This is a genomic window from Luteimonas wenzhouensis (assembly GCF_007859305.1).
Classification (GTDB): domain Bacteria; phylum Pseudomonadota; class Gammaproteobacteria; order Xanthomonadales; family Xanthomonadaceae; genus Luteimonas; species Luteimonas wenzhouensis.
Window position 1 is genome coordinate 152,460 of record NZ_VOHE01000003.1, and the last position, 11,517, is coordinate 163,976.

At 73.8% G+C, this 11,517-nt stretch carries 9 protein-coding genes; 5 read left to right on the forward strand and 4 right to left on the reverse strand.

Translation table 11 applies throughout. From position 1 onward, the window contains the following. Window positions 1-3 precede the first annotated feature (3 nt). From ligA to FQY79_RS07050, 3 genes are read left to right on the forward strand one after another with little or no spacing between them, the layout of a single operon-like run. On the forward strand, window positions 4-444 hold the full coding sequence (ligA, locus tag FQY79_RS07040; RefSeq protein ID WP_027071054.1) for a protocatechuate 4,5-dioxygenase subunit alpha: 441 nt from the start codon (window positions 4-6) through the stop codon (window positions 442-444). Then, window positions 444-1,301, forward strand: a complete 858-nt coding sequence (locus FQY79_RS07045) for a class III extradiol dioxygenase subunit beta (protein ID WP_146312148.1) — start codon at window positions 444-446, stop codon at window positions 1,299-1,301. The genes ligA and FQY79_RS07045 overlap by 1 nt, the downstream gene beginning before the upstream one ends. After that, window positions 1,298-2,269, forward strand: coding sequence for a Gfo/Idh/MocA family oxidoreductase (locus FQY79_RS07050; protein WP_146312151.1), 972 nt, complete (start codon window positions 1,298-1,300; stop codon window positions 2,267-2,269). The genes FQY79_RS07045 and FQY79_RS07050 overlap by 4 nt, the downstream gene beginning before the upstream one ends. Window positions 2,270-2,511: 242 nt before the next feature. On the opposite strand, the gene FQY79_RS07055 is transcribed toward FQY79_RS07050, so the two are convergent. From FQY79_RS07055 to FQY79_RS07065, 3 genes are all read right to left on the reverse strand, one after another. Beyond that, window positions 2,512-3,276 carry a YggS family pyridoxal phosphate-dependent enzyme gene (locus FQY79_RS07055; protein ID WP_146312153.1) on the reverse strand — a complete coding sequence of 255 codons (765 nt, stop codon included), beginning with the start codon at window positions 3,274-3,276 and terminating at the stop codon, window positions 2,512-2,514. Window positions 3,277-3,281: 5 nt separating this feature from the next. Continuing rightward, window positions 3,282-4,211, reverse strand: a complete 930-nt coding sequence (gene hemF, locus FQY79_RS07060; protein WP_146312155.1) for an oxygen-dependent coproporphyrinogen oxidase — start codon at window positions 4,209-4,211, stop codon at window positions 3,282-3,284. Window positions 4,212-4,604: 393 nt separating this feature from the next. Further along, complete coding sequence (locus FQY79_RS07065) at window positions 4,605-6,968, reverse strand: S9 family peptidase (protein WP_146312156.1); 2,364 nt, start codon at window positions 6,966-6,968, stop codon at window positions 4,605-4,607. A gap of 168 nt (window positions 6,969-7,136) precedes the next feature. Here FQY79_RS07065 and FQY79_RS07070 point away from each other — a divergent pair, with 168 nt between their 5' ends. Then, a complete protein-coding gene (locus tag FQY79_RS07070) occupies window positions 7,137-7,409 on the forward strand; it encodes a YcgL domain-containing protein (protein WP_146312158.1) in 273 nt (90 codons plus the stop codon). Further along, window positions 7,402-10,680: an ankyrin repeat domain-containing protein gene (locus FQY79_RS07075; RefSeq protein WP_146312160.1), complete on the forward strand. Its 3,279-nt coding sequence runs from the start codon at window positions 7,402-7,404 to the stop codon at window positions 10,678-10,680. Before FQY79_RS07070 ends, FQY79_RS07075 begins: the two co-directional genes overlap by 8 nt. Window positions 10,681-10,795: 115 nt before the next feature. Here the strand turns inward: FQY79_RS07075 and FQY79_RS15345 are convergent, their stop codons facing one another. Beyond that, window positions 10,796-11,323 carry a GAF domain-containing protein gene (locus tag FQY79_RS15345; RefSeq protein WP_186759840.1) on the reverse strand — a complete coding sequence of 176 codons (528 nt, stop codon included), beginning with the start codon at window positions 11,321-11,323 and terminating at the stop codon, window positions 10,796-10,798. Window positions 11,324-11,517 lie beyond the last annotated feature (194 nt).

The window sequence follows — 11,517 nt, forward strand, 5'->3', positions numbered from 1 at the left end:
TCCATGCCGCTGGACAAACCCTACCTGGACATTCCCGGCACCACCATCTTCGACGCCGACCAGTCCCGCAAGGGCTACTGGCTCAACCAGTTCTGCATGTCGCTGATGAAGGCCGAGAACCGCGCCCGGTTCAAGGCCGACGAACGCGCCTACCTCGACGAGTGGCCGATGAGCGAGGAGCAGAAGCAGGCGGTGCTCGACCGCGACCTCAACCGCTGCATCGCGCTGGGCGGGAACATCTACTTCCTGGCCAAGATCGGCGCCACCGACGGCAAGTCGTTCCAGCAGATGGCCGGCAGCATGACCGGCATGACCGAAGAGGAGTACCGCGACATGATGATCAAGGGCGGGCGCTCGCCCGAGGGCAACCGCTACCTCGGCGAGGACGGCGACGCGCAGCCGCACCGCCAGCCGCAGGGCGCCGCCGGCGGGGAGGTGCGCTGATGGCCCGCATCACCGCATCGGTCTACACCTCGCACGTGCCGGCGATCGGCGCGGCCCTGGACCTGGGCAAGAGCGGCGAGGACTACTGGAAGCCCGTGTTCGCCGGCTACGACTTCTCCAGGCAGTGGCTGGAGGAGAACAGGCCGGACGTGGTGTTCCTGGTCTACAACGACCACGCCACCGCCTTCAGCCTCGACCTGATCCCGACCTTCGCGATCGGCACCGGTGCGCAGTACGCGCCGGCCGACGAGGGCTGGGGCCCGCGCCCGGTGCCGGTGGTCGAGGGCCATCCGGAACTCGCCTCGCACATCGCCCAGAGCGTGATCCAGGACGACTTCGACCTGACCATCGTCAACCGCCTGGACGTCGACCACGGCCTGACCGTGCCGCTCTCGCTGATGTGCGGGCAGCCGGAGCAGTGGCCGTTCAAGGTGATCCCGTTCGCGGTCAACGTGGTCCAGTACCCGGTGCCCTCGGGCCGCCGCTGCTTCGCCCTGGGCCAGTCCATCCGCCGCGCGGTGGAGAGCTTCGACCAGGACCTCAACGTGCAGGTCTGGGGCACGGGCGGCATGAGCCACCAGCTGCAGGGCCCGCGCGCGGGCCTGATCAACCGCGAGTGGGACAACGCCTGGCTCGACAGGCTGATCGACGATCCGGCCGCCGCGGCGCAGATCCCGCACATCGAGTACGTGCGCGAGGCCGGTTCGGAAGGCATCGAACTGGTGATGTGGCTGATCGCGCGCGGCGCGATGGCCGACGTCGCCGGCGGCCCGAAGCCGCGGGTCGCGCACCGCTTCTACCACGTGCCGGCCTCCAACACGGCCGTGGGCCACCTGATCCTGGAGAACGAACGATGAGCAGCATCAAGGTCGCCCTCGCGGGCGCGGGGGCATTCGGCATCAAGCACCTCGACGCGATCGCCAACATCGACGGCGTGGAGGTCGTGTCGCTGGTCAGCCGCGACCTGGAGAAGACCCGCGCGGTCGCCGCGAAGTACGGCATCGGGCACGCCACGACCGAGCTCGGCGAGGCGCTTGCGCGCTCCGACGTCGACGCGGTGATCCTGTGCACGCCCACCCAGATGCACGCCGCCCAGGCCAAGGCGTGCCTGGAGGCGGGCAAGCACGTGCAGGTCGAGATCCCGCTGTGCGACGTGCTCAAGGACGGCGAGGAGGTGGTGGCGCTGCAGGAGAAGACCGGGCTGGTGGCGATGTGCGGCCACACCCGTCGCTTCAACCCGAGCCACCAGTACGTGCGCCGCCGCATCCTCGCCGGCGAGTACCACATCCAGCAGATGGACGTGCAGACGTACTTCTTCCGCCGCAGCAACCTCAACGCGCTGGGCGAGCCGCGCAGCTGGACCGACCACCTGCTGTGGCACCACGCCGCCCACACCGTGGACCTGTTCGCCTACCAGACCGGCGGCGAGATCGTGCAGGCCAACGCGATCCAGGGCCCGATCCATCCCGAGCTCGGCATCGCGATGGACATGTCGATCCAGCTCAAGAGCAGCACCGGCGCGATCTGCACCCTGTCGCTGAGCTTCAACAACGACGGCCCGCTGGGCACCTTCTTCCGCTATATCGGTGACACCGCCACCTACATCGCCCGCTACGACGACCTGGTGCAGAGCACCGCCAAGGCCGGCGAGCAGCCGGTGGACGTGAGCCAGGTGGACGTGAGCGTCAACGGCATCGAGCTGCAGGACCGCGAGTTCTTCGCCGCCATCCGCGAAGGCCGCGAGCCGAACGCGAGCGTGGCCCAGGTGCTGCCCTGCTACCGGGTCCTGGACCAGCTGGAGAAGCAGCTCGCCGCGGCGCCCTGACGGCGGCGCGGGAATTCCGTCCCCGGCGCGCGAGCCTCGATGCCGCGCCCGCCCCTCCCCGGGCGCGGCAGATCGCCGGTGGCGGACGGCGACCGGTCGGGGCGACTTGATTGCACTGGGTCAAGTCGCCCCGATCGGCCACGTCGTTCCTGCCGCAGCCGCCCGCCCTCGCGCCCGTCGCGCACTTTCGCCGCACGCGGCATCGGCTGGCCCTCGCGCAGGCGCAGCCGCACGCCGCGGAATCAGCGCGTGTCGTTCTCCGCGGGCCCCGCCGCGCCCGGCCAGTACGCGTCGTCGGGCGTGGGTCGGCGGCCGAAGATCGCCGTGCCCACGCGCACCGTGGTCGACCCCTCGGCGATCGCCAGTTCGAAATCGCCGGACATGCCCATCGACAGCTCGTCCATCGCGATCCCGTCGGGCGCTTCCTGGCGCAGCCGGTCGCGCAGCTCGCGCAGGTGCACGAAGCACGGCCGCACGCGCGCCTCGTCGTCGGAGAACAGGGCCAGGGTCATCAGCCCGCGCACGCGCAGCGAGGAGAACGCCGGCAGCTGCTTCACGAACGCCGGCACCTCTTCCGGCGGCAGGCCGAACTTGCTCGCTTCGCCCGAGGTGTTGACCTGCACCAGCACGTCGATCGCGCGGCCCAGCTTCTGCAGCCGGGCGTCCAGCGCCTGCGCCACGCGCAGGCTGTCGAGCGCCTGGAACTCGCTGGCGAAGCGCGCCGCGTACTTGGCCTTGTTGGTCTGCAGGTGGCCGATCAGCACCCAGCGCAGGTCCTCCAGGTCGGCCATCGCCTCCGATTTGGCCATCGCCTCCTGGACCTTGTTCTCGCCCAGTTCGCGCACGCCCAGCGCATAGGCCTGGCGCAGGCGCGCCTCCGCGACGGTCTTGCTGACCGGCAGCAGCCGCACCTCGCCCGGATCCCGCCCGGCGGCGCGGCAAGCGGCGTCGATGCGCGCCCGGATGGCCTGGAGGTTGGCCGCGAGCGAAGCGGCGTCGGCGTCCATCGGCCTCAGGCCCCCGCCAGCCAGTCGCGCGGCACCAGGTAGTCGCGCAACCGCGCCTCCGCGCTGCCCGGTTCCGGCGCATAGCCGTACTCCCATCGCACCAGCGGCGGCATGCTCATCAGGATCGACTCGGCGCGCCCGCCGCTCTGCAGGCCGAAGTGGGTGCCGCGGTCGTAGACCAGGTTGAACTCGACGTAGCGCCCGCGACGGTAGAGCTGGAACTGGCGCTCGCGCTCGCCGTAGGGCGTGTCCTTGCGGCGCTCGACGATCGGCAGGTAGGCGTCGAGGAAGCCGTCGCCAACCGCGCGCAGGTAGGCGAAGTCCTGCTCCATGTCGGTGTGCAGGTCGTCGAAGAACAGCCCGCCCACGCCGCGGGTCTCGTTGCGGTGCCTGAGGTAGAAGTACTCGTCGCACCAGCGCTTGTGGGCCTGGTAGCGCTCCTGCCCGCCGAACGGCTCGCACAGCGCGCGCGCGGTGCGGTGCCAGTGCAGCACGTCCTCGTCGAAGGGATAGAACGGGGTCAGGTCGAAGCCGCCGCCGAACCACCAGGCCACGGTTTCGCCGTCGCGCAGGGCGCGGAAGTGGCGCACGTTGGCGTGGGTGGTGGGCAGGTAGGGATTGCGCGGGTGGAACACCAGCGACACGCCCACCGCCTGCCAGGACGCGCCGGCCAGCTCCGGGCGCGCGGCGGTGGCCGACGGCGGCAGCCGGTCGCCGGACACGTCGGAGAAGCCGATCCCGGCCTGCTCGAACACCGCGCCCTCGCGCAGCACCCGGGTGCGGCCGCCGCCGCGCAGGTGGGTGCTGGTGTCGCCGGGATCGCGCTGCCAGGCGTCCTCGATGAAGCGGGCCTTGCCGTCGGCGGCCTCGATCGCCGCGCAGATACGGTCCTGCAGGCCGGTGAGGTAGTCGCGGATGTCGTCGAATCGGTCCATGCCGCCATTCTAGGCGTCGCGCGTGCAGCTGGCATTGCGTCCGGTCAAGCGCGCCCGCGGACCGCCCGCGCTCCTCCGCCCTGCATCCGGAGCCGCGCCGCGGGCGGCGGGCCTTCGCAGCAAACTCAAGGAGGAGGAATCCGCCGGAGGCGGATTCCGGGGGACATTTGCGGAGAAGGCCCGCCGTCCGCGGCGTGGCCCCCGGACCCGGCGCGCGCCGAAGAACGGATCGATCTTCCGCGGCCGCAGGACCAGGGTCGCCCACAGCCCGCCGCGGAAAAGCCAGCCGGGCCGGACAGACTCGCCCCGGACTCTTCGGGCAGGACCGGCTCCGTTCCGAAGACGGGATTGCCTCCGGAACGTCAGCCCGGTTCCCGGAAACCGGCCGGACACCTATTTGAGGGTGCGCTCGAACAGCTCCAGGATCCGCCGGTACTGGTCGTACCACGAGTCGGACTGCTGGTAGGCATGGCGCTCGAGCGGGTAGCTGGCCATCTCCCACTTGTCCTTGCGCAGTTCGATCAGGCGCTGCGCCAGCACCACCGAATCGCGGTAGAACACGTTGTCGTCCATCATGCCGTGGGCGATCAGCAGGTGGTCCTGCAGCCCTTCGGCGTATTCGATCGGCGAGGACCTGCGGTAGGCCTCGGGGTCGATGTCAGGCGTGTTGAGGATGTTCGCCGTGTAGCTGTGATTGTACTGCGACCAGTCGGTGACCGGGCGCAGCGCGGCGCCGGCCTTGAACGTGCCCGGCTTGCGGAACAGCGCCATGAAGGTCATGAAGCCGCCGTAGCTGCCGCCGTAGATGCCCACGCGCTCGCGGTCGGCCTGGCGGTGCTCGACCAGCCAGTCGATGCCGTCGAGGTAGTCCTCGAGCTCGGGATGGCCCATCTGCCGGTAGATCGCCGTGCGCCAGTCGCGGCCGTAGCCTTCCGAGGCGCGGTAGTCGAGGTCGAGCACGAGGTAGCCGCGCTGCACCAGCAGGTTGTGGAACATCTGCTCGCGGAAGTAGTTCGGGTAGCGCTCGCTCACGTTCTGCAGGTAGCCCGCGCCGTGCACGAACAGCACCACCGGGTAGCGGCGTCCCGGCTCGAGCGTCCTGGGCCCGTAGAACTTGCCCCAGATGGTGCCGGCGCCGTGCTTCGACGGCACCTGCACGTACTCGGGCTGCAGCCAGTCGAACGCGCGGTATTCCGCGGTGCGGGTGTCGGTGAGGGTGCGCAGGCTGCCGCCGTCGGCGTCCATCACTGCCAGCTGCGGCGGCACGTAGCTCGAGGAGTGGCGCAGCGCGATGCGCGCGCCGTCGGGCGAGGCGACGAAGCCTTCCACGCCGCCCAGGCGGGTGAGTTCGCGCACCTCGCCGCCGCCGGCCGGCAACGCGCACAGTTCATAGGTGCCGGGACGGACGCGGTTGCAGGTGAACAGGAAGCGGTCGCCGGCCGGCGCCAGCACCGGCTGCGAGACCTCCCAGCGGCCCGTGGTCAGCGCGCGGGCGCGGCCGCCGCGCACGGCGTCGACCGTGTACAGGTGCGCATGGCCGCTCTCCTCGGACACGAACCACAGCGTGCGCTGGTCGGGCATCCAGCCGAACTCGTTGAACGCCCAGTTGATCCAGGCCGGGTCGTGCAGGCGGTGGCGCGAGTGCAGCGTGGTCGACCCGGGATCGAGCACCGCCAGCCAGCGGTCCTTGTTGTCGACCGAGTGCAGCATCAGCGCCAGGCGCTGCGAGTCGGCGCTCCACAGCAGCCCGCGGACACCGGCTTCGATCCGCACCGCCCGCGGCCCCTTGAGCGACTCGGCACCGGCTTCGCGGCGCAGTGCGGCCAGCGGGTCCTCGCCGATGCCGGGCAGCTGCGCGGTCGACACCTCGCGCGGCGTGCCCTGCTGCAGGTCGACGATCCAGAACGACTGCGCCCGCGGCAGGTTGCGGCCCACGCGGGTGCGCACCTCCTCGGTGTCCTCGTAGCCCGACTCGGTCAGGTACACCGGCATCCGGCCCGGCTGGCCGCGCTCGTCCTGCTTGCGCTCGGTCACCGCGAACAGCCAGCGGCCGTCGGGCGAAAGCGCGGTGGCGACGATCTCGACGTCCTTGCCCAGGTACACCGGCGCCGGCGGCCGGCTGGGATCGGCGCGGCGCCATTGCTCCTCCTGCGCGCGCAGCGCCTCGCGCTGTTCGCGCTCGCGCCGCAGCGTCGCCACCAGCCGCAGCTGGTCCTCGCGCATGCGGTCGGCCTTGGGCGGCCTGGCCGGATCGTCCTCGGCCTTCGGCGCGGCGGCGTGGACCACGACCCCGTCGCCGGCGTTCCAGCGGAACCAGTCGTGGCCGCTGCGCCAGACCAGGCTGCCGTCGCTGCCCCAGCGCGGATCGACCTCCTGGGCCTCGGAGCGGGTCAGCTGGAGCAGGGCGCCGCTGCGCAGGTCGCGCACGAACACGTCGCCGCTGCGCACGAAGGCCATGCGCACCCGCTGCGGGTCGAGTACCGGCTCGGCGCCGTCGATCGCGCCGCGCGCGGCGCCGTCGAGCAGGCGCGCCTGGCCGCCGTCCACCGGCTGCGCGTACAGGTCCTGGATCCGGGTGTCGCCGCGGCGCAGCGGGTAGTACACCTCGCGGCCGTCCCAGGACCACCAGGCCTGTTCCACCGGCGGCCCGATCCAGGCCGGATCGGCCATGATCCGGTCCAGGGTCAGCGGTTGCGAGGGCTGGGCCTGGAGCAGGCCGGCGAACAGCAGGCAGCACAGCGGAAGGAGTCGGCGCATGTCGGGCGAATGGACGTAAAAAACCGCAACAGCCTAGCCGTTCGTCGGCGCCGGGGCACCTGTCGGGGGGCACGGCCGGCCGCCCCCGCCCCGGCGGCTGAACCGCGGCGCGTTCCCCGGCGCGCGCATTTCCCGCACAATTCCGTGAACTGCGACACTGCGCGGGACATGCACGCCTACGTCTACAAAAGCCGGCGCCGGGCCGACACCTACGTCTACCTCGATGCGCGCGACGCGTTCGACCGCCTCCCCGAACCCCTGCGCGCCCGCCTGGGTCCGCTGCAGTTCGTGCTCGACGTGGCCCTGACCCCGGACCGCAAGCTCGCCCGCGAGAACCCCGACGAGGTGCGCGCGAACCTGGCCGCCCGCGGCTACCACCTGCAGTTCCCGCCCGCGCTGGACGCCGATCCGATGAGCGAGGACTGGGGCACCGATGCCTGAGGCCCGCCCGGACCGCAGGCCTGCGCTTGCCGCCGCGGCGATCGCGGCCCTGCTCATCCTCGCCACCGGCGTCGGCGGCGTGGTCGCGGCCGTGGCCGGCGCGCTGGCCCAGCCGGCGCTGGCGCTGGCGGTCCGCGCCCGCGACGGGCTGCAGGGCCTGGACCGCGCGACGGCGCTGCGCGACCTGCGCGCGCTGCTCGCGCTGTGGGCCGGCGCGCTGGCGGCGGCGGCCCTGCTCGCGGCCTGGCCGCTGGCCGCGCTGCTGCGCGGCGGCGGGCTGGGCGCGGCGCTCGGCCTGAGCGCGGTCGCCGGCGTGTGCGTGGTGGCGCTGTGGCGCAGCTGGCCGCTGTGGCGCGCCAGCGCGCGAGAGGGCGGGACGCTGGGCGCCCACTGGCAGGCGCTCGACGCCCGCGACGCGTCCGGCTGGCACGGCCTGGGCGCGGCCGCCTGCGTGGCCGCCATCCTCGGCTCGATCCTGCTGCTGGCCTGGCCCGGGCTGCTGGGGCCGCAGGCGCGCTGGGCCGTGGCCGGCGCGGCGCTGGTCGCCTGGCCGCTGCTGCACCTGCTGCTGCAGCGCCTGCCCGAGCCGCCGCTGCTGTCCAGGCCGATCCCGGTGGTCGACATGGAGGGCGAGCCTTCCAGCCTCGCGCCCGTGCTCCCCGAAGGCGACCTCGACCGCGCGCTGTACGCGGCCGCGCGCGCCGGCCGCGTCGACCAGGCGCTGGCCCTGCTCGAAGCGGGTGCCGATGCCCACGGCCTGCCGCTGGAGGACGAGCGCGACCAGCGCCCGCTCGCGGTGCTCGCCGCGGTCCTGCCCGACCTGCGCCTGCTGCGCGCGCTCATCGCCGCCGGAGTGGACGTCAACGCCGCCCACGGCGGGCTCACGCCGCTGCTGGCGGCCACCCGCGACAGCTGGCACGGCCGCCCCGAGGCGGTGATGACCCTGCTCGCCAACGGCGCCGACCCGCGCGCCGCCGATCGCGACGGCAACACCCCGCTGCACCACGCCGCGCGCAGCTCCGACCCCGGCGTGGCCGCGCTGCTGCTCGATGCCTCGGCCGCGCTCGATACCCGGAACCACGACGGCCTCACCCCGCTGGGCGTGGCCTGCGCGGCCGGCAACTGGCGCCTCGCCCGCTTCCTGCTCGAGCGGGGCGCCAGGCCCGGGGCGGAAACCGGCACCCCGGCGCTGTTGGCGGCCGCCGGCGGCGACGAAGACGACCCGGCGGGCGTGCAGCTGCTGCTGCGGCACAAGGCCAGGGTGGACGCGCGCGACGGCGAAGGCCGCACCGCGCTGCACGTGGCCGCGTTCCAGGGCCATGCCTCGACCATCGCCGCCCTGCTCGATGCCGGCGGCGACGTGCATGCGTGCGACGCCGGCCAGTCCACGCCGCTGCTCGAGGCCGCGCGCGGCGGCAGCCTGGCCGCGTTCGAGGCCCTGCTCGCGGTCGGCGCGGATCCCGAGGCGGTGGACGCGCAGGGCCGCCACGCCCTGCTGCTGGCCTGCGCGGCCGAGGTGCCGTCCTCGGCCCTGGTCGCGCGCCTGCTCGAACTCGGGCTCGATCCCGCGCGTCGTGACCGCGACGGCCGCAGCGCGGTCGAGGTCGCGGCGGGCGCCGGGCGCTGGCGCCTGGTCGCCCTGCTCGATCCGGCCTACGCGCTGCCGGCCAGCGTCCAGGCCGACGCCGGCGAAGCGCCGCTGCCCGACCGCGCGCCGCTGGTGCTGCTGCGCGAAGGCCTCGATGCCGGGCGCTACGAGGACCTCGAACGCGTCGCCGCGCTCGTCTCCCCGGCCGAACTCGGCGCGCTGCTCGCCCCGGGGGACGAGCTGCCCACGCCCGCGCGCATCGACTGGCTGGTGGCGCAGGGCGCGGACCTGGAGGCGCGCGACGCAGATGGCGGTACCGCGCTGTCCCGGCTGCTCGCGCGCGGCCCGGCCGCGGCGCCGGCGATCCAGGCGCTGTTGCGCCATGGCGCATCGCCGGCCGGGCGCGGTGGCCTGGCGCGGTTCCTGGCCGCCTGCGTCGACGGCGACCAGGCCGGTCGCGCGCTGGAACAATGCGCGCTGGAACTGGTGGACGCCGGCGTTGATCCGTTCGGCCCCTCGGATGCGGGCGACCCGGCGCTGTCGCTGGCCGTGCACCTGGGCTGGGACCGCCTGATCGATCGCCTGCTCGAGATCGGCGTCGATGCCGACGCCCGCGACGCGCGCGGCATGACCGCGCTGCACCTGGCCGCGGCGCTGGCGCGCGAGGGCGTGCTCAAGACCCTGGTGCGCCACGGCGCGGCGATCGACGCGCGCGCCCAGGACGGCCAGACCCCGCTCGGCGTCGCCCTGGCCAGCGGCCGCCGCGACCTCGCCGACTGGCTCGACTGGCGCGGCTGGCCGCTGCCGCGGCGCATGCTGCAGCCGGCCGACCTGCCGGCCGCGGCGATGGCCGGCGACGTGGACGCGGTGCGGCGCCTGCTCGACCTCGGCCTGCCGCTGGAAGCGGTCGACGCCCAGGGCTGCACCGCCCTGCTGCGCGCCTGCGGCGGCGGGCACCAGGCGGTGGTCGACCTGCTGCTGGCGCGCGGCGCGCATCCGCAGCACGTGGCCAACACCGGTGCCACCCCGCTGTCGGCGGCGGTGAGCATGCGCCACGTCGAGATCGTCGACCGTCTGCTCGCCGCCGGCGCCCAGCTCGAACAGCGCCTGCCCGGCGAGGTCACGGTGCTGATGCTCGCGGCCGCGCTCGGCCTGCCGGAGATGTGCGCGCGGTTGATGACCGCCGGCGCCAACGTGCATGCCACCGACGCCCAGGGCCTGACCCCGCTGCACTGCGCCGCGCTGTACGGCTTCACCGCGCGCGACCGCACCCGCCTGGTGGCGCTGTTCGACACCCTGCTGCTGGCCGGCGCCGAGGTCGATGCGGTCGCCGCCGGCGGGGTGACGCCGCTGCTGCTGCTGCTGGGCGCGCGCGCCGAGCCTGGCTCGGCCTGCGACGAGGACGTGCTGATGGCGGTGGTCGAGCAGCTGCTCGACGAGGGCGCGGACCTGGATGCGCGCGACCCGCGCGGCTTCGGCCCGCTGCACCTGGCCGCGCTGCACGGGCTGCTGCAGCTGACCCGGCGCCTGCTGCGCGCCGGCGCCGATCCCGAGGCGCGCGACGCGCTCAACCGCACCCCGCGCGAGATCGCGGTGATGCGCGGCTTCGTCGACGTCGCCCACGAATACGTTCCGGCCCCGACCGGCGTGTCGATGGCCCGGTTCCTGCGCGACCGCGGCTGAGGTCGCGCGCGTCCACTGATGCGGCGCCCGTTCCGCTGCCATGGGCGCGGCCGCGGCTTCGCGCGCCGCGCGACGGACCCCGGCAGTGGACCCCGGCGGGTGCCGACCGCGCCGGTCAGCGCCGCGCAGGAGCCGCCAGCGCCTCCAGCCGTCGCGCGCCGCGTTCGGCGATTGCCTGCAGTGCGTGCTCGTGCGCGAGGGTGTAGAAGTCGGCGTCCGGATGCTCGCTGTCGAGCACGCCGTACAGCGCGCGGCCGCACTGGATCGGCACCGCCAGTTCCGACAGGTTCGCCTGGTCGTCGGGCACGTAGCGCGGGTCGAAGCGCGCGTCGCCGGTGCGCTGCGGCAGGCGCAGCCGGGCGCAGCGGCCGACGATGCCCTGTCCCACGGCCAGCGTGAGCCGCGATTCGAGCACCCGGCTGGCGGCGCGCTTGGGGCCCCAGGCCGCCTGTTGGGTGAGGGTGGCGCCGCATGGATCGCGCAGGTAGGCGATCGCGTCCACCAGGTCGAGCTCCTTGCCGGCGAAGCCGCACAGCGTCCAGGCCACGTCCGTCGGCGCCGCGGCGCGCGCGAGCCGCGCGTCCAGTGCGTCCAGGCGCGCGGGGGCGTTGGCGAGGAAGGTGGCGGCGATCCGCGAAGACACGGCGATGTCCACGTCGGGCCGGCGCGCACGCCGGTGCCCGGGAGGCGCATGGTGCGGCCGGCGGGCGGGCCAAGTCCAGCGCGTGGGCGTCGCACCGGGGCCGTGGCGGCCGCGTTCGCGCCGCGCGCGGCGGATGCCTGCCGCCTGCCGGGCCGCGCGGGAACGGGGAACCGGAAAAGGAAAAGCCCCGCTGT